General features: G+C 56.2%; 18 protein-coding genes. 9 read left to right on the top strand and 9 right to left on the bottom strand.

Annotation, left to right across the window (positions count from 1 at the left end; all coding sequences use genetic code 11):
* Positions 1 to 26: 26 nt before the first annotated feature.
* Positions 27 to 1163, bottom strand: coding sequence for a 4-phosphoerythronate dehydrogenase PdxB (pdxB, locus tag QMG90_RS07385; RefSeq protein ID WP_283283203.1), 1137 nt, complete (start codon positions 1161 to 1163; stop codon positions 27 to 29).
* Positions 1164 to 1271: 108 nt separating this feature from the next.
* Here pdxB and flk point away from each other — a divergent pair, with 108 nt between their 5' ends.
* From flk to QMG90_RS07365, 3 genes are all read left to right on the top strand, one after another.
* The gene (flk, locus tag QMG90_RS07380; RefSeq protein ID WP_283283202.1) at positions 1272 to 2276 is read left to right on the top strand and encodes a flagella biosynthesis regulator Flk; all 1005 of its coding nucleotides are present in this window, start codon (positions 1272 to 1274) and stop codon (positions 2274 to 2276) included.
* Positions 2277 to 2623: 347 nt separating this feature from the next.
* Positions 2624 to 2992, top strand: a complete 369-nt coding sequence (locus QMG90_RS07370; protein ID WP_283283201.1) for a hypothetical protein — start codon at positions 2624 to 2626, stop codon at positions 2990 to 2992.
* Complete coding sequence (locus QMG90_RS07365) at positions 2992 to 3519, top strand: DUF3828 domain-containing protein (protein ID WP_283283200.1); 528 nt, start codon at positions 2992 to 2994, stop codon at positions 3517 to 3519. The genes QMG90_RS07370 and QMG90_RS07365 overlap by 1 nt, the downstream gene beginning before the upstream one ends.
* A 47-nt stretch (positions 3520 to 3566) precedes the next feature.
* Here the strand turns inward: QMG90_RS07365 and fabB are convergent, their stop codons facing one another.
* Complete coding sequence (gene fabB / locus QMG90_RS07360; protein WP_283283199.1) at positions 3567 to 4784, bottom strand: beta-ketoacyl-ACP synthase I; 1218 nt, start codon at positions 4782 to 4784, stop codon at positions 3567 to 3569.
* A gap of 158 nt (positions 4785 to 4942) precedes the next feature.
* Here fabB and mnmC point away from each other — a divergent pair, with 158 nt between their 5' ends.
* A complete protein-coding gene (mnmC, locus tag QMG90_RS07355; RefSeq protein WP_283283198.1) occupies positions 4943 to 6943 on the top strand; it encodes a bifunctional tRNA (5-methylaminomethyl-2-thiouridine)(34)-methyltransferase MnmC2/FAD-dependent 5-carboxymethylaminomethyl-2-thiouridine(34) oxidoreductase MnmC1 in 2001 nt (666 codons plus the stop codon).
* Positions 6944 to 6948: 5 nt separating this feature from the next.
* Here mnmC and QMG90_RS07350 read toward each other — a convergent pair whose 3' ends face one another.
* Positions 6949 to 7794: an AraC family transcriptional regulator gene (locus tag QMG90_RS07350; protein WP_283283197.1), complete on the bottom strand. Its 846-nt coding sequence runs from the start codon at positions 7792 to 7794 to the stop codon at positions 6949 to 6951.
* Between the two features lie 227 nt (positions 7795 to 8021).
* Between QMG90_RS07350 and QMG90_RS07345 the strand changes: the two genes are divergently transcribed.
* From QMG90_RS07345 to QMG90_RS07330, 4 genes are read left to right on the top strand one after another with little or no spacing between them, the layout of a single operon-like run.
* Entirely contained in the window at positions 8022 to 9854 is a 1833-nt protein-coding gene (locus QMG90_RS07345) for a DUF2264 domain-containing protein (protein ID WP_283283196.1), read from the top strand.
* 16 nt (positions 9855 to 9870) lie between these two features.
* Complete coding sequence (locus QMG90_RS07340; protein ID WP_283283195.1) at positions 9871 to 11148, top strand: oligosaccharide MFS transporter; 1278 nt, start codon at positions 9871 to 9873, stop codon at positions 11146 to 11148.
* 13 nt (positions 11149 to 11161) lie between these two features.
* Positions 11162 to 12352, top strand: a complete 1191-nt coding sequence (locus tag QMG90_RS07335; RefSeq protein WP_283283194.1) for a glycoside hydrolase family 88 protein — start codon at positions 11162 to 11164, stop codon at positions 12350 to 12352.
* 9 nt (positions 12353 to 12361) lie between these two features.
* A complete protein-coding gene (locus QMG90_RS07330; RefSeq protein WP_283283193.1) occupies positions 12362 to 12925 on the top strand; it encodes a DJ-1 family glyoxalase III in 564 nt (187 codons plus the stop codon).
* On the opposite strand, the gene QMG90_RS07325 is transcribed toward QMG90_RS07330, so the two are convergent.
* From QMG90_RS07325 to prmB, 6 genes are read right to left on the bottom strand one after another with little or no spacing between them, the layout of a single operon-like run.
* The gene (locus QMG90_RS07325) at positions 12918 to 13196 is read right to left on the bottom strand and encodes a YfcL family protein (RefSeq protein WP_054179327.1); all 279 of its coding nucleotides are present in this window, start codon (positions 13194 to 13196) and stop codon (positions 12918 to 12920) included. The two genes, QMG90_RS07330 and QMG90_RS07325, sit on opposite strands and share 8 nt — an antisense overlap.
* Before the next feature lie 9 nt (positions 13197 to 13205).
* Positions 13206 to 13754, bottom strand: a complete 549-nt coding sequence (locus tag QMG90_RS07320) for an elongation factor P hydroxylase (RefSeq protein WP_283283192.1) — start codon at positions 13752 to 13754, stop codon at positions 13206 to 13208.
* On the bottom strand, positions 13754 to 14563 hold the full coding sequence (locus QMG90_RS07315) for a sulfite exporter TauE/SafE family protein (protein WP_283283191.1): 810 nt from the start codon (positions 14561 to 14563) through the stop codon (positions 13754 to 13756). The genes QMG90_RS07320 and QMG90_RS07315 overlap by 1 nt, the downstream gene beginning before the upstream one ends.
* Positions 14564 to 15388, bottom strand: coding sequence for a penicillin-insensitive murein endopeptidase (gene mepA / locus QMG90_RS07310; RefSeq protein ID WP_283283190.1), 825 nt, complete (start codon positions 15386 to 15388; stop codon positions 14564 to 14566). It abuts the gene before it with no gap.
* Between the two features lie 2 nt (positions 15389 to 15390).
* On the bottom strand, positions 15391 to 16476 hold the full coding sequence (gene aroC / locus QMG90_RS07305; RefSeq protein WP_283283189.1) for a chorismate synthase: 1086 nt from the start codon (positions 16474 to 16476) through the stop codon (positions 15391 to 15393).
* Positions 16477 to 16497: 21 nt separating this feature from the next.
* A complete protein-coding gene (gene prmB / locus QMG90_RS07300; RefSeq protein ID WP_283283188.1) occupies positions 16498 to 17430 on the bottom strand; it encodes a 50S ribosomal protein L3 N(5)-glutamine methyltransferase in 933 nt (310 codons plus the stop codon).
* Positions 17431 to 17596: 166 nt separating this feature from the next.
* Here prmB and smrB point away from each other — a divergent pair, with 166 nt between their 5' ends.
* Positions 17597 to 18151: an endonuclease SmrB gene (gene smrB / locus QMG90_RS07295; RefSeq protein WP_283283187.1), complete on the top strand. Its 555-nt coding sequence runs from the start codon at positions 17597 to 17599 to the stop codon at positions 18149 to 18151.
* Positions 18152 to 18208 lie beyond the last annotated feature (57 nt).

The raw sequence follows: 18208 nt of genomic DNA, 5'->3' as shown, positions 1-18208 counted from the left end.
CGTCGGCGAAGCGTATTAAGAAGACATTAACGTGTTGCGTGATGAACGGCGTTGAAGCCCAGTTTTTTCAGCGTTTCAGCCGCCCGGGCATCATCACACTGCACATACAGCGAGGACCATTCACGGCGTTCCTGATAATTTTTGCGCAGCTTGTCAAATTCACCCGCTTTACCCGCTACCTGTCGCAGCGGCGCATCATCGCGGCGCACATCATACACCAAATGCACCAGCCTTTTCAGCGTTGCCTGATCGAGCGGACCGTGCAAGGTAATGCGGCCAAACTCCGGCGCCGGTAACAGGGTATCCAGCGAAATCTGGTGGCGTTGACCGATAAATTCACTATAGGCTTCAAATACCTGCGTAGTGCCACGCGCTTTACCTTCCAGGGTATATCCCGCGATATGCGCGGTGCCAATGTCCACCCGCGCCAGCAATTCGGTATTAAGATCCGGCTCCGGCTCCCAGACGTCGAGTACCACGCTTAGCGATTGCCCGGCGTTAAGACGCGCCAGCAGCGCGCGGTTGTCAACCACCGCGCCGCGACAGGCGTTAATCAGAATAGTACCAGGCTTCAGGCGGCTCATCAGCGCCTCATCCGCCAGATGCAGCGTTTTGTACGGGCCGTCTTTAAATAACGGCGTATGGAAGGTCAGAACGTCCGCCTGCTCCACCAGCGTTTCCAGCGGCAGAAAATCACCTTCGTCGCCCTTATCGGCACGCGGCGGATCGCACAGGAACGTTTTGATCCCCAGCGCCTCAAGCCGTTTTTGCAGACGCCCACCGACATTACCCACGCCGACGATACCCACCGTACGGTCAGTCAGTGCAAAACCATCTCGTTCTGCCAGCATCAGCAGCGCGGAAAATACATATTCCACCACGGCAATCGCGTTACAACCTGGCGCCGCGGAAAAACCGATCCCCGCCTGCGCAAGCCACGCCTCATCCACATGATCGGTTCCCGCCGTGGCCGTACCGACAAATTTCACCGGTTTGCCCGCCAGTAATGCGGCATTGACCTTCGTGACCGAGCGCACCATCAGCGCGTCAGCGTCATCCAGCGCTTCCTCTGGAAGCGGACGACCAGCCACGGCCCTGACTTCGCCCAGGCGACTGAATAATTCGCGGGCATAAGGCATATTTTCATCAACGAGGATTTTCACAGTTTGTACCTGTCTGAGAACGAGAGTTAACCGCAGAAGTGTGCCATAATCTCGCCGCCAGGCATACCTGCAACCTGGTGGACACAGCAACGACGGTAAGGATTTCTCATGACGCAACCCATTTCAGGCATGCCCGCTCGCCCGCCCGGTGAAGGTGTTCCGGCCACGTCCACACCCGGCGAACAACCGCTTTCAACTCAGCAACGTACGGTGCTGGAGCGTTTGATAACACGTCTGGTAGCGCTGACGTCGCAGCAGAGCGCGGAAGTGTGGGCGGGAATTAAGCACGATCTGGGACTGAAAGGCGATGCGCCCCTGCTCTCGCGCCATTTCCCCGCCGCCGAACAGAATTTAAATCAGCGGCTGACCACAGCGCAGCAGAATCTCAGCACCCGTCAAACGCTGTCGCAATTAACCGAATTGTTGAGTCAGGGTAATAACCGCCAGGCGGTGAGCGACTATGTTCGCCAGCAGTTCGGGCAAACCGCACTGAGCCAGTTGACGCCTGAGCAGCTTAAAAGCGTGTTGCTGCTGTTGCAGAACGGCCAGCTTTCTATTCCGCAACCGCAGCAACGTCCGGCCACAGATCGTCCGCTGGCGCCTGCCGAGCATAATACGTTGAACCAGTTGGTCACCCGCCTGGCAGCCGCGACCGGCGAGTCCAGCAAGCTTATCTGGCAATCAATGCTGGAACTCTCAGGCGTGAAAACCGGCGAGCTGATCCCGGCGAAGCACTTCGCCCAGTTGGTGACCTGGCTGCAGGCACGACAAACACTGAGCAGCCAGCCGACGCCAACGCTGCACTCGATACAGGCAGCGCTTAAACAACCGCTGGAACCCCGTGAAATGCAGGCGCTGCAGGATTACGCGCAGCAGACCTGGAACGTCACGCCGCAATCCGCTCTGACCATCGCCCAGGTACAGGATCTGCTAAATCAGATATTCCTCAGACGTGTCGAACGTTCGCAGGATACCCTCGACATTCGCGATATTCAGCCCATCTATAGCCCGTTCACACCATTCATCGAGGCAGTAAAAACGATGTCGGCGCGCCCGGGTCTGTTGCTGATTGCGCTGCTGGTCGCGATGGCGCTGGTGTGGATCGTCATTTAGCCCTTGCGGAAACAGGCGAGCGTAATCACGATGCCGACCACGGCGGAAATGGCGCGCTTGCCACCGCAGCACCAGACCAATGGTTTCAATCATTAGCGATGACAACCGCTACTTTCATGCCGCCATAGTGTTCCGGCATCCAGCCAAACAAAATATATTTCAAAGCAAAGGGTAACGATACAGTACAAGTAAACAGGTACATTGATTTATTTATAATACAAATATTATAAATCAGTTACTCCTCTCCATGATTTTAATAAAGCATACCTATAGCACACAACGTTTATTTAAACAGTATCGACAGTGATAAGTATTAACGCTCTCACACAATAAACAAGAGATGTGTTATGACCTGGGATATCAGAACCGCAACCAGTTATGCAAAAAATCATGCCCATGCACATTCAGTCCATCGTTGCGCCGAATATACACGTAAAGCGATAGGTGCTGGCGGGATTATTTTAGGGAATACCGGACACGCTAAAGATTATGGCCCCCTGTTAATCAATGCAGGCTTCAGAGCTATCTCGCCTCAGGAATCACCTAAAGCCGGAGACATCATTATCCTGCAACCTTATGAGGGTGGGAATCCCAGCGGGCATATGGCCATTTTCGATGGGCAGGAATGGTATTCAGACTTCCGGCAACGAGATATGTGGGCGGGTCCTGGTTACCGGGCGGCAAAACCTGACTACACCATTTACAGGAAAAACTGATGCGATTTACCTTCGTTCTTCTGATGACACTTTTAACCGGATGTGCCAGTTCCGGGGAACCAACCAGCCGGGGTATCGTCACGCTTTTTTATCAACAATATATGAGGCTATTTACCAGCGACCAGAATCAGAGCCTCATCGACTATTCGAACCCTGTTTATAATAAATATGTTTCAGCCGATGTTATTCAGCGATTAAAAAAAATTGATGGCTATTATGAGCAAGAAATTGTCAGCTCAGATTATTTCATGTATATGCAGGACTACGCGCCAGAATGGATATCTGAATTTCACACCGGCAGGACCACACCATTTTTAGGTGGCGAAACGGTTGAGGTTTTTCTGGCCGATGCAGATCATCATTTTACCCAACTGCTTGTTTATACCCGCAAGGAGAATAACCAGTGGAAAATATATCGCGTCAGGGATCTGACAAATCACTTTGAACACGCCATTTATAGTAGCGGCGATATTGCCGCTGCTCAGGCCTGGTCAACGCAGCAAGTACGGGAAGGTAGGTACCCGTAATTAAAAAAGGGAGCCATCAGGCTCCCTTTCACTGTCTTACGCGGAAATTACGCGTTCAGCTTACGCATCACCAGAGTGGCGTTAGTACCACCGAAACCGAAGCTGTTGGACATCACGGTAGTCAGTTTGCGCTCCATCGGCTGCGTGACGATGTTCAGACCTTCCGCCTGCTCGTCCATCTCTTCGATGTTGATGCTCGGCGCGATAAAGCCGTGCTCCAGCATCAGCAGGGAGTAAATCGCTTCCTGCACGCCAGCCGCACCCAGAGAGTGACCGGTCATCGCTTTGGTGGCGGAGATCGCCGGGCTGTTGTTACCGAACACTTCACGAATGGCGCCCAGCTCTTTCACGTCGCCCACCGGTGTAGAAGTCCCGTGTGAGTTCAGGTAGTCGATTGGGGTGTCAACGTCGTGCATCGCCATCTTCATGCAGCGCACTGCGCCTTCGCCTGACGGTGCAACCATGTCTGCGCCATCAGAGGTCGCGCCGTAACCGACGATTTCCGCATAGATGTGCGCACCGCGCGCCAGCGCGTGTTCCAGCTCTTCCACAACGACCATACCGCCGCCGCCTGCGATAACGAAACCATCACGGTGCGCATCGTAAGTCCTGGAGGCTTTGTCTGGCGTCTCGTTGAATTTGGTGGACAGCGCGCCCATCGCGTCAAACTCACAGGCCATTTCCCAGCACAGCTCTTCACCGCCGCCAGCAAAGACGATGTCCTGTTTGCCCAGCTGAATTTGCTCAACCGCGTTACCGATGCAGTGCGCAGAGGTGGCGCAGGCGGAGCTGATAGAGTAGTTTACGCCGTGGATTTTGAACGGTGTGGCGAGGCAAGCGGAGACCGCGGATGCCATCGCTTTGGTCACGACATACGGCCCCACCGCTTTCAGACCACGCGGGCTACGCATCGCGTCAGCACCGAATACCTGGGATTTAGACGAACCGCCAGAACCGGCAATCAGGCCCACGCGCGGGTTGTTCTGATAAACCTCGTCTTTCAGGCCAGCGTCTTCAATCGCCTGTTGCATGGAAAGATAGGAGTAGATAGAGGCATCGTTCATGAAACGAACCACTTTACGGTCGATCAAACCGGTGGTGTCCAGTTTGACGTTTCCCCATACGTGGCTACGCATGCCAGAATCTTTAAACTCTTGCGAGAAAGTGATCCCGGAGCGTCCTTCACGCAGAGATGCCAGGACTTCCTGCTGGTTATTACCGATGCTGGAAACGATGCCCAGGCCAGTAATCACTGCACGTTTCATTCAATACCTCTGTTTGTCGCACTATTTTGAAGTTTCGAGTCGCAAGATAGCGTACACTTGTACGCCGAACAAGTCCGATCAGCCAATTTCTCTGAAATTTGCTCCTGCACCCACACATCGCTAAGATCGTCAGACTTCCCGTGATACGAGTAACTTACGTGAAACAAAACGCCATACAACCTGCCAACCTTGAATTCAACAATGAGGGTACACCTGTTTCCCGAGATTTTGATGATGTCTACTTCTCTAATGATAACGGCCTTGAAGAGACACGGTATGTTTTTCTCGGCGGAAACCGGGTAACAGCGCGTTTTTCGGAACATCCCCGTTCGTTATTCGTCGTGGCGGAAAGCGGTTTCGGCACCGGGCTCAACTTCCTGACACTCTGGCAGGCGTTTGACGATTTTCACGCCAGCTCCCCGGACGCTACCTTACAAAGGTTACATTTCATCAGTTTTGAGAAATTTCCGTTGCAGTCGAGCGATCTGCGGCTGGCGCATCAGCACTGGCCGGAACTTGCGCCCTGGGCGGAACAGCTACAGGCGCAGTGGCCGCTGCCTGTCGCCGGGTGCCATCGCCTGTTGCTTGATGAGGGTCGCATCACGCTGGATTTATGGTTCGGGGATATCAACACGCTGACCGAAACCCTCGACGATACACTGAATCAAAAAGTTGACGCCTGGTTTCTCGATGGTTTCGCCCCGGCGAAAAACCCGGATATGTGGACGCCTGCGCTGTTTTCAGCAATGGCGCGGCTGTCACGCCCCGGCGGGACGCTGGCGACCTTTACCTCCGCCGGATTTGTGCGGCGCGGTCTGCAGGATGCGGGATTCACCATGCACAAGCGCAAAGGCTTTGGCCGCAAGCGCGAAATGCTGATCGGGGAAATGACGCAAACACCGGATGTCGCCCCGCGCACGCCATGGTTTGCCCGCCCTGGCGCGACCACGCAGGAGGTTGCCATCATCGGTGGTGGCATCGCCAGCGCGTTATTGTCGCTCGCCCTGCTGCGCCGGGGCTGGCAGGTCACGCTGTATTGCGCCGACAGCGCCCCTGCTGAAGGCGCTTCCGGTAATCGCCAGGGTGCCCTCTACCCGCTGCTCAGCGCCCATGATCCCGCGCTGGCGCGTTTTTTCCCGCTGGCGTTTACCTTCGCACGCCAGCTGTACGATGCGCTCCCGGTGGCATTTGATCACGACTGGTGTGGCGTCACACAGCTCGGTTGGGATGAAAAAAGCCAGCAGAAGATTGAACAGATGCTGGCGCTCGGCCTGCCCGATGCGATTGCCACCGCGGTGTCTGCGCAGGCGGCGACGGAAACGACCGGCGTTGAGCTCGCATGCGGCGGCGTGCAGTATCCGCTCGGCGGCTGGCTGTGCCCGGCACAACTCACCGCCGCAGTTATCTCGCTCGCCGGGGAACGCGGACTGAAAACGGTGTGGAACCGATCGCTGGAAACGCTGGCGCAGACGGAAAACGGCTGGCAGCTCCGGTTTGCGCAGGGGGAATCGCAGGCGCACTCCGCAGTCGTGCTGGTGAACGGTCACAACATCAACCAGTTCAGCCCGACGGCGCAATTACCAGTGTACCCGGTTGGCGGCCAGGTGAGTCACATTCCGACCACCGCCCCGCTCTCACGGTTGCGTCAGGTGTTGTGCTATGACGGTTACCTGACGCCGCAGAACCCCAACAATCAGCACCATTGTATTGGCGCCAGTTATCATCGTGGTCGTGCGGAGATGGCCTTCAGCGAGGACGATCAACAACACAACCGCCAGCGGCTTATCGACTGTTTGCCGCAGGCTGACTGGGCGCAGGACGTGGACGTCAGCGATAACGATGCCCGTTGCGGCGTTCGCTGCGCCACCCGCGATCACCTGCCGATGGTCGGTAACGTGCCGGATTATGCCGCCACGCTGACGCAGTACGCGGATCTGGCGGAGAACAAAGCCGCAGCCGCTAACGCACCGGTGTATCCGAACCTGTTTATGCTTGGCGCTCTTGGCTCGCGTGGGCTTTGCTCCGCACCGCTGGCAGCCGAAATTCTGGCGGCGCAAATGAGTGATGAACCCATCCCGCTTGATGGCGAGACGCTTGCCGCGCTCAATCCGAACCGGCTGTGGGTGCGTAAACTGCTGAAAGGCAAAGCCGTGAAATGAGTCGATTACCCGCCGGACACCCGCTTGCGGTACTGCAATGGTGTCTGGCGGATCATCTTTTTAAAGCAGGTGATAAAGTAAGTCACCTCAGAGAATCCCACCTCTTCTGCAATCGCATCAATACTCATGCAGGTAGAGCGCAGCAAATCACAGCTGCGCTTTAGCCGCCGGGTCATCAGGTATTCATGAATGCTGCCCCCGGTCTGTTGACGGAAGATGCGTGAGGTATAGCTGCGCGAATAGCCGATATCCCGCGCCAGCGCCTCCAGCGAAAATTTCCCGCCATAATGGTTTTCCACCCATTGCATGATGCGCGCCGCCGCCGTTTGCTGCTGGGGCTTCATCAACACCGGCTGCGCGGGCAGCAGCGCCATTATCTGCATCACCAGGAAAGCCACCTCTTCCGCCGGGTACTGCCGCGACGTATTCAGCGCCTCAAAACGCGCGAGAATGTTTTCCATAAACGCGGCATATTCGCTGAGATCCCACGCCTGCGCCGGGGCATGGCTGGCGGTGGCGAGAGAAAACTGCGTCTGAAAACGCGGGAAATGATGCAGCGTACTTTCCACCGCCGACTGATCGATATGCATGGTAGTGCGGAAATACTGGTTACGTTCGCTGTCGTCGACGTGCACCTTGTGCAACCGAAACGGGGGAAAAAGAAAAAGTCTGCCCGGACGCGCGGTGTAGTGCTGATTATCCACCACCACAATGCCGTAGCCGCGGGAGATATAGAGAAACTCGACACATTGATGCCAGTGATAATATCGGGCGCTGGATCCCTGCATCCGGTTAAACGATATCGCCTGTTGCTCCAGGGTGATCCTCTCCAGTTGCTGCATTTCCGTCATTTGACCACCATGACAATAAAATTAAATTTTTAGGCTACGGTTTGTAATTTATCGCCCTCTCTTCAGTAAAAATCCAGCCAGAATGAAATAGCGGTTCAATTTTGTGAAGCCGCTCACTCGGCGATGCCATAAAAAACGACTACGCTTTGTTCCGCAGCCACCCCGGGTGATAAGAAACATTGAATAACAACACGTTAAATAAATCTCGTGTCTGACGGGAGGACATCGTGCAACCTGAAAATATTACCCTGACGAATCCATTATTACAGCGAAGCGACCTGGCGAAATGGGTCCACGAAGTACTTGATGCAGCTACGCCTTTTTTTAAAAATGATACCAGCCGCGTTGATCTGGCGAATTTTACGACGCACTACGGTCAGTCGGTCGCCAGCATGGAAGCCTTTTCACGTTTGCTGTGGGGTGTCACTCCATTGCTGGCGGGCGGTCAGGAGCCTGCACAGTTTTCGTTTTACATCCAGGCAATAAAAAACGGCACCAACCCTGCCCATGCCGATTACTGGGGGGAGATCGGAGATTACGACCAGCGGGTGGTGGAAATGGCGGTTTACGGGCTGCTGCTGGCGCTGGCGCACCACACGCTGCTTTCCCATTTTAGCGAGCAGGAAAAAACCCGGCTCTGGCAGTGGCTGAAGCAGAGCGAAACCGCCGCCATTCCTGATAATAACTGGCATTTTTTCCCCATTCTGGTGCAGGTCGGTTTTCAGCAATGTGGTATGCCGGTCAACAGAGACGTCATTGAGCGCCATTTTGCCGCGATGGAACATTACTGGCTCGGTGATGGCTGGTACAGCGATGGGCCAGGCCGCCCGCGTGATTACTACATTTCGATGGGTTTTCATTTCTACGGTTTACTTTACGCCACGCTGATGGCGGATGTGGATCCTGAGCGCTGCGCGACCCTGCGTCAGCGGGCAACGGTTTTCGCCAGTGATTTCATCCATTTCTTTGCCGACGATGGCGCTGCCATTGCGTTTGGTCGCAGCCTCACCTACCGCTTCGCGCAGGCGGCGTTCTGGAGCGCGGCAGCCTGGGCTGAGCTTGATGTCTTTTCGCCTGGCATTCTCAAAGGGATCGTGTTGCGCCACCTGCGCTGGTGGCTGCAACAGCAACCGTATGATCGCGATGGCGTTCTCAGCGTTGGTTACAGCTATCCAAATCTGATCATGGCAGAAGATTACAACGCGCCCGGATCGCCGTACTGGGGGCTGAAAACCGCACTGGTACTGGCGCTGAGTGAAGACAGCGCGTTCTGGCAGGCGGAAGAACTTCCTCTGCCGCCACGCCGGACGCCGCATACTATTCCACACGCGGCGCAGATCCTCGTGCATCAACATAACCACTTATGGATGCTGACATCCGGCCAGCTTGAGCTGAACAATTTCGTCAATACCGAAGCGAAATACTGCAAATTCGCCTACTCCACCCGTTTTGGTTTTACCGTTGAGCGCGGGCGGTTCGGGCTACCGCATGCGTCGCCAGATTCAATGCTGCTGCTATGCGAACACGACAGCTACTGGCGCGGCCGCCGCGAGTGTCAGGACGTCGTCGTGGGCGATAACCAGATTTACAGCCGCTGGCTACCCTGGCATGACGTGACGGTCGACAGCTGGCTGGTGGCGTTCGGCGACTGGCAAATTCGTCTCCATCAAATTAAGACCGCCCGCCGCCTCGACAGCGTGGAAGGCGGATTCAGCCTGCGCAGTCGTCCTCTGCCGGAACAGCACTGCGTCGCCGGGCAAAGCCGGTTGACGGGTGAAACAGACACGTCGGCTATTTTTTGCCTTAACCCCCAACCGCGTCAGGGCGAGGTGGTACTGACGCCGCCCAACAGCAATCTGCTGTTTGCGGATCGCGCCGCTGTTCCGCTGCTGCGAAGCACGTTACCGGCGGGAAAACACCTGCTGGTAAGCGCCGTGTGGGCGGGCGATAGCACCGATTTTAGCGGCGCGTCGCTACCGCGCGTCTCCATCAATGACCGGACTGTCATGCTCTGCACTGCTGCAGGCGACACGACGGTCACATTAAACGAACTGCCGTGATGTTGAGGATGAAAGCATGAACACGACCACCACACGCAGTGCACAGCTCAAAATGAGCACCTTTATCTTTCTCTTTTTCTTTACCTGGTCTTCGAGCTTCGGACTTTATGCGCTGTGGCTCAGCCAGAAAGTGGGGCTCGACAGCATCACCATCGGCAGCGTCTTCGCCATCAACGGCGTTTTCGCGGTGATCCTCAAACCCATCTACGGCTACATCATGGACAAAATCGGCATGAGCAAATGGCTGCTCTATTTTGTCTGTGCGGTATCAGCGCTGATGGCGCCGTTTTTTGTCTTCGTCTACCAGCCGCTGTTGCTCAGCCACACGACCATCGGCATCGTCATCGGCGCGCTCTATCTGAGCCTTGGCTGGTATGCCGGGGTCGCGGCGTCTGAGTCCTACGCCGATCGTTTCAGCCGCTTGTACAACCTGGAGTTTGGCCGCATTCGCATGTGGGGCTCGCTGGGATGGGCGATGGCGGCGTCGGTATCCGGCATCCTGTTTAACTTCACGCCGATGGCAAACTTTCTCCTCAGTAGCGGCACCTCGGTGCTGATGTTGCTGATGCTGATCAGCCTGAAAATCGGCGACGCGCAGTTGCACAGCAACAACGTGATTTCCGACAGCAAGATTGTGTTTAAAGACGTCATTTTGCTGCTGCAAAACCGCAAGTTCTGGATGTTCAGCCTCTATGTGGCGGGCGTCGCGTGGATGATGTTTATTGCCGAACAGCAATTCCCTCGCTACTTCGTGTCGTTTTTCGCCACCAAAGAACAGGGCAACGCCTGGTATGGCTACCTGAGCACCGTTCAGTCGGGCACCGAATTTATCATGATGATGTTTATCCCGTGGCTGGTGAATCAGTACGGCGCCAAAAAAGGCTTACTGTTCTGCGGCATGGTCGTTGGCGCGCGACTGATCGCCTCCGGCCTGACGACCGACCCGGTCGTGATTTCAATCATTAAACCGCTGTACGGTGTGGAAATTTCCCTGCTGCTGATCTCAGTCTTCAAATACATTGCCGAGCATTTTCACAAAAAAGTGAATGCCACCATGTATCTGCTGGGCTACCAGGCGATGATTTACGTCGGTTCGATCGTCGTCGCACCACCCGCCGGTTATCTGTATGACCGCATCGGCTTCGAGCATACCTATCTGCTGATGGGCAGTTGCGCCCTGCTGTTTACCCTGATTTCCACCTTCACCTTGTCACGCTGCCGCTCGGCGCGTGATGTCGCTACCCCGTTTACGCCTGTGCTGGATGCCGTTCCCGCTGAGCCGTCGAAACACTAATTCAGGAGAGATTATGATCCGTTCTGTCGTTACCGAGCCGCTGCGCCCCATTGAACTGCACGCTGTTGATCGCCTCGCGCTACAGGCGCGTCTGGAGACCGCGTTGCAACGTGTTCTGCGCCAGCTTGATAAGAACATTGTGGCCTTTGGTGACCGCTTCCCGGGTGAAGCCTGCGAAAATGGCATCTGGCCGCGCACCGCGAATGTCGAGTGGACCACCAGTTTCTGGCCCGGACAGTTGTGGCTGGCCTGGGAGCTGAGTGGTAATGAGAAATACCGTCAGGCGGCGGAGCGGTATCTGCCCTCCTTCGCGGAGCGCATCACAAAACGCATTGATACCGCGACGCACGATCTCGGCTTTCTCTATTCGCTTTCTTGTGTCAGCGCCTGGCGACTGACCGGTAACGAAACTGCCCGCCGCACCGCGCTGCAGGCTGCCGACACGCTGATGGAGCGCTTCAATCCGGTTGCCAGAATCATTCAGGCATGGGGAGATTTAACCGATCCTGAACAGCAGGGGCGGATGATCATCGACTGCAATATGAACCTGCCGCTGCTGTACTGGGCCAGCGAGCAGACCGGCGACGCACGCTATGCCGACGCCGCGACGGCGCATGTGAATCAGGCTGCGAACTATATCGTTCGCCCGGACGCCTCCACCTGGCACACATACTACATGGACGTGACCACCGGCGAGCCGCGCTTTGGCAATACCCATCAGGGTTACAGCGATACCTCCTGCTGGTCACGCGGTCAGGCGTGGGGCATTTACGGTTTCCTGCTGAGTTACCTGCATACCGGCGATAAACAAATGGTCGAACTTTCCCGCAGCCTGGCGCACTATTTCCTTAACCGCCTGCCGGACGATGACGTCTGCCACTGGGATCTGGCGCTACTCGACACCGATGCCATACGAGACAGCTCGGCAGCGGCCATTGCCGCCTGCGGTTTGCTGGAGCTGGTCAATGCCCTGCCGGTGCTGGATAAGCATCGCGCCCATTATGAAGAAATGGCGCTGCGCATTGTCTCCTCGCTGACCGAACACTATCTCAGCCGCGACGATGAACCGTGCGAAGGGCTGCTTAAGCATTCGGTGTATCACATGGCGAGCGGCAAAGGGGTAGATGAATGCTGTAGCTGGGGAGATTATTTCTACCTGGAGGCGCTGATCCGCGTGCGCCAGGTCTGGTCACGTTACTGGTAAGGAACAACGATGAAAACTGTTGCTGTTTTGCTGGCGCCAGGCTTCGAAGAAGGCGAAGCCATCGTCACCATTGATATCCTGCGTCGCCTGAATATCCAGGTTGAGACGCTCTCCTGCGGGGACACCCGCGACGTCGTCAGCTATCACGCCATTCCGGTGATAGCGGATAACACGCTACAGGCCTGTTTTGACAAGACCTACGATGCGGTGGTGCTACCTGGTGGTCCGCAGGGCAGCGTGTTTTTAGGCAACAGCGACAACGTGGTGGCCTTTGTTCGCCGTCACGATGATCTCGGCAAGCGGATTTGCCCGATCTGCTCGGCGGCAGCGCGGGTGCTGGCAAAGAACGGCTTGCTGAAAGGTCGCCGCTATACCTGTTCCGGGGATTTATGGCAGCAGGTTACCGACGGCGTCTATGTCGATGCCGACATGGTGGAGGATGGCAATCTGCTGAGCGGCAGAGGTCTGGGGCGGGTATTTGATTTTGCGCTGACACTGGCGGCGCGTCTGGACGGTGATGAGATGCCCGCACGTGAACACGCCGGGCATATTTATTACCCGTGGATTATTTAAACTTCGCCTGCTGATAAAGGGTGTCCCACATGCCGAGCACCAGCGCCTGATCGCGCGGTGACAGCTCGCCCGCATGAATCGCGTTCTCAAGGCTGTGGGTCACTTTCTGATAAACGGCTTCCGGGGAGTGATCATCCCCGGCTTCCAGCTCTGCCACCGCCAGCGTCAGGTGGCCACGCAGATAGCCACTGGCGAACAGTTCGTCATCACTGGCGTGTTCAACCATGTCATCAATCAGCGCCAGGATACGGGTTTCAAATTCTGCGATCATCTTCTTTCCTCAGTTTAAATCTTCCGGCCACGGGAAGTGTTCCGCCGTCATTTCCGGCGTCTGGTAATAATTCTGTAAAGCCCTGATGAAACGCGCCGGACGCGCCGGGATCCCTTCGGTAAGATAAGTCATCACCTGAGCATGTACCCGCCGCTGAAAGACGATGCGATCAGGTTCAACGTCGCCTTCCAGGTTGTCGCAACTGACGTTAAACGGGAACCCCGCCGCCACGCAAAACAGCCAGTCAAACGCCTGCGGCTTCACCTCAACATCTTCAAACTGGCTTTGGGTGGTGGCATCACGCCCGTCCGGGCAATACCAGTAACCAAAGTCCACCTGTTTGCGCCGCGCTTCACCCGCAATACACCAGTGCGAAATCTCATGCAACGCACTGGCATAAAAGCCGTGGGCGAAGACGATCCGGTTGTACGGCACGTCGTCATCAGCAGGAAGATAGATCGGTTCGTCGTCGCCTTTAATCAGACGGGTATTAAAATCATCGGCAAAACAGCGGTCAAAAATGTCGATCAGCTGTTGATAATGGTGTTTCTGCTCCATTAGTTGACCCCCAGCCACTGGAGAATTTCGGCTCCGTGACTGTCATAAAGAAGTTTGGCGCTCATCACAGCGGACACCACCACGATCATCGGGCGGATCAGCGATTGTCCTTTACTCAGCACCAGCCGCGAGCCCATCCGCGCGCCAAGAAACTGCCCGGCCATCATCACAAAGCCGGTAGCCCAGATGACTTTACCGCCGAGCATAAACAGCAGCAGCCCGCCGATGTTAGACGTGGCGTTCAGCACTTTGGCGTGAGCGGTCGATTTGGCGAGGTTAAACCCGGCCAGTGTCACAAACGCCAGGGCATAAAAAGAGCCTGCCGCGGGGCCGAAAAAACCGTCGTAGAAGCCGACGCAACCGCCCGCCACCAGCGCAAACGGCAGACCGTGCAGCCGACGCTGCCGGTCGTTTTCACCAAGTTTCGGCATCAGCAGAAAGTAGAGACCGATGCCAATCACCAGCAGCGGCAGAATTTGCCGCAGTATTTCTGATTGTACGTGCTGCACCAGCAGCGCACCGGCGGTTGAGCCGATGAACGTCATCAGGATATTGAGCTTCTGGTCCGCAAGATTCACCACTTTACGGCGAACAAAATAGAACGACGCGGAGATGGAGCCGCCGCAGGCCTGCAGCTTGTTGGTCGCCAGCGCCTGCGCCGGTGACATCCCTGCCGCCATCAGCGCCGGGATAGTCAACAGACCGCCGCCGCCCGCGAGTGAATCAATAAACCCTGCCACCAGGGCAATAAAAAAAAGCGTCACCAGCACGAGCGGTGACACCATAAATATCTCTACGAAATTTTCCATTTAGAGTACGTGTTCGTCCAGTAATGCCTGACAGGAAGGCGGCAGCGGAGGTGGCGTCTTCTTCACAGGTTTGGTTGTTCCCGGTTTGGGGGGTTCAAACCAGCTTTGCAGCTCTGCGCCACAACCATCTCCTGGCGGTGGCGGTGTTTGATCTTCACATTCAAGACTGTTCGCCGGGCAACGCAACCGCACATGCATATGCGCGCGATGCTGGAACCACGGGCGAACTTTACGCAGCCAGTCGCGATCGGTACCGGCATCGAGGCACAGCTGTTGTTTAATCGCCGCATTGACGAAAATTCGCGTGACGTCGTTATCTTTCGCCGCCAGCTTGATCATGCTGCTGATTTCCGGTTTCCACAGCGACGGCACCACGTGCCTGCCATCCGCGGCGACCAGATCCAGCGCCTGCGGTCTCATTAACTGTGACGCGGTCCAGCGTGTTTTTGGCAACTGCAGGAAGATGTCGACATCGAGGCCGCTCTGGTGGCTGGCGTGACCGCCGTTAAAGCGCCCGCCCGCTGGCATGCCCATATCGCCGACCAGCACCGTGCCAAGCCCCAGGTTATACACCTGATTGCTGAGGCGCTGAATAAAGAGAACCAGATCGGGATGACCGAAGTAGCGCAACTGTGCGGTGCGCATCACCTGGTAGTTGTCCGACTGCAACGGCAGTGCCTCGGCACCGACAATGCAGCCATTGGAGAACGCGCCAATCGACTGCGCACTGCCGCCGATCGGCTGGGTGATTTTCTGCCACGGCGTTGCCGCCAGGGCGGTAGTGGTTGCCAGCAATGCCAGCAGCGCTACGACGATGTTTTTCATGTTTACCAGCGAGGAATCGAGGTCGTCACGTCCGCGTTTTGCGCACGCTGACGCATAAAATGATCCATCAACACAATCGCCAGCATAGCTTCGGCGATTGGCACCGCACGGATCCCAACACAGGGATCGTGACGCCCTTTGGTGATCATTTCCACTTCATCACCCTGGCGATTTATCGTCCGCCCCGGCACAGTAATGCTGGACGTGGGTTTCAGCGCGATATTCGCCACAATCTGCTGACCGCTGCTGATACCGCCCAGAATACCGCCTGCATGGTTGCTCTGGAATCCGGCTTTGGTGATCTCGTCGCGGTTTTCGCTACCGCGCAGATTCACCACGCCAAACCCGTCGCCGATTTCAACGCCTTTCACCGCGTTGATGCTCATCAGTGCATGGGCGATGTCCGCATCCAGGCGGTCGAACACCGGTTCGCCGAGCCCTGGCGGTACGCCGTCAGCAACCACGGTCACTTTCGCACCGATGGAATCACCTTCTTTTTTCAGCCCGCGCATCAGTTCATCAAGGGCATCGAGTTTATCCGGATCCGGGCAGAAGAACGGATTCTGCTCAACCTGCGACCAGTCTTTGATCGCCAGCGGGATGTTGCCCATCTGCGTCAGACAGCCGCGAATCACAATGCCGAATTTTTCAGCAAGAAACTTTTTGGCGATGGCGCCTGCCGCCACGCGCATGGCGGTTTCACGGGCAGAGGAACGCCCGCCGCCGCGATAGTCACGCAGGCCATATTTCTGTTCGTAGGTGTAATCGGCGTGCCCCGGGCGGAACACGTCTTTGATAGCGCCATAATCCTGCGAGCGCTGATCGGTATTTTCAATCAGCAGACCAATGCTGGTGCCGGTGGTGACCCCTTCAAACACGCCGGAGAGAATTTTTACCTGGTCCGGCTCGCGACGCTGCGTGGTGTAGCGGGACGTGCCAGGGCGACGGCGATCGAGATCATGTTGCAGGTCGGCCTCAGTCAGCGGAATGCCTGGCGGCACGCCATCCACAATACAGCCGAGCGCCAGACCGTGTGACTCACCGAACGTGGTCACACGGAAGAGTTGTCCAATTGTGTTTCCTGCCATTACGGCTCCGAATTATCGTTATTAATCTTTATAGAGACTGAAGTGTTCGCGCGCAGCCACCAGCTGAGCTTTGGTCAGCATAAAGACGCCGTCACCGCCGTTTTCAAACTCAAGCCAGGTGAACGGGACGTCCGGGTACTGCGCTATCAGATGTACCATGCTGTTACCGACTTCACAAATCAGAATGCCGTCATCGGTGAGATAATCCGGCGCATTGCCGAGGATCCGGCGGGTCAGTTTCAACCCGTCAGTGCCGGACGCCAGCCCCAGTTCCGGTTCATGGCGATATTCGCCCGGCAGGTCTGACATATCTTCGGCGTCGACGTACGGCGGGTTGGTGACGATAAGATCGTACTGCGTTTTCGGCAGGTCGCGGAAGAGATCGGAGCGAATCGGCGTGACGTGGTGAATCAGACCATGATCGTCGATGTTCTGTTCAGCCACCTGCAGCGCATCTGTGGAGATATCAACGGCGTCCACTTCTGCTTCCGGGAAGGCATAAGCGCAGGCAATCGCGATGCAGCCGCTGCCGGTACACATATCAAGAATGTGCTGCGGCTGATGCGGGATCAGGCCGCTGAAATGGTTGTTAATCAGTTCGCCAATCGGTGAACGCGGCACCAGCACGCGCTCATCGACATAAAATTCGTGGCCGCAGAACCAGGCTTTATTGGTGAGATAAGCCACCGGGATGCGTTCGTTAACGCGGCGGATCACCCGCTCAACAATGCGGTGTTTCTCGCTGGAGGTCAGGCGCGCGGTGTGCATATCTTCCGGGATATCCAGCGGCAGATAGAGCGACGGCAGCACCAGCTGGACGGCCTCATCCCACGGGTTATCCGTGCCGTGACCGTACCAGATGTTGGCGGCGCTAAAGCGGCTGACGGACCAGCGCAGCATGTCCTGAATGGTTTGCAGCTCATTCACTGCTTCATCAACAAAAATTTTATCCACGCTTTCCTCCAGGGCACGCATCGCGTTATTTTCGGCGGCTAGTTTGCCACGAAGACGCCGAGAAATCAGCACTCTTGCTTATCTCAAACCAGGAAAAAACACGTTTTTCCTGCCCGATGCGCAACGAGTCGGGTAAACTACCTGAAAGAAAAGATGAGAGTCACGAATGAAAAAGAAACCCTCGCTCAGTGTGGAGGACAAGACGCTGTTTCGGCAACTGATGGTCGGGACGCGCCGAATTAAACAGGACACCATCGTTCATCGCCCACAGCGCAAGAAAATCAGCGACGTGCCGGTGAAACGCTTACTTCAGGAACAAGCGGACGCCAGCCATTATTTTTCGGATGAGTTTCAGCCGCTGCTGAATACCGAAGGCGGCGCGGCGAAATATGTGCGTGACGACGTCAGCCATTTTGAGCTGAAAAAGCTGCGGCGCGGGGATTACTCGCCCGAACTGTTTCTTGATTTGCACGGATTAACGCAGTTGCAGGCAAAGCAGGAGCTGGGGGCGCTGATCGCTGCCTGTCGCCGGGAACACGTCTTTTGCGCCTGCGTGATGCACGGCCACGGTAAGCACGTGCTTAAGCAGCAAACTCCACTCTGGCTGGCGCAGCATCCGCACGTGATGGCCTTTCATCAGGCACCAAAAGAGTACGGCGGCGATGCCGCGCTGCTGGTGCTGATTGAAGTCGAAGAGTGGCAACCACCGGAATTACCCTAAAACAAAAAGCGGGAAGCTCAAGGCTTACCCGCTTTTTCGTCGTTTTACAGAAATTGC

The organism is Trabulsiella odontotermitis (assembly GCF_030053895.1).
GTDB lineage: Bacteria > Pseudomonadota > Gammaproteobacteria > Enterobacterales > Enterobacteriaceae > Trabulsiella > Trabulsiella odontotermitis_C.
The sequence above is the reverse complement of the archived record's forward strand: the minus strand, read 5'-3'. Positions and strand labels throughout refer to the sequence as shown.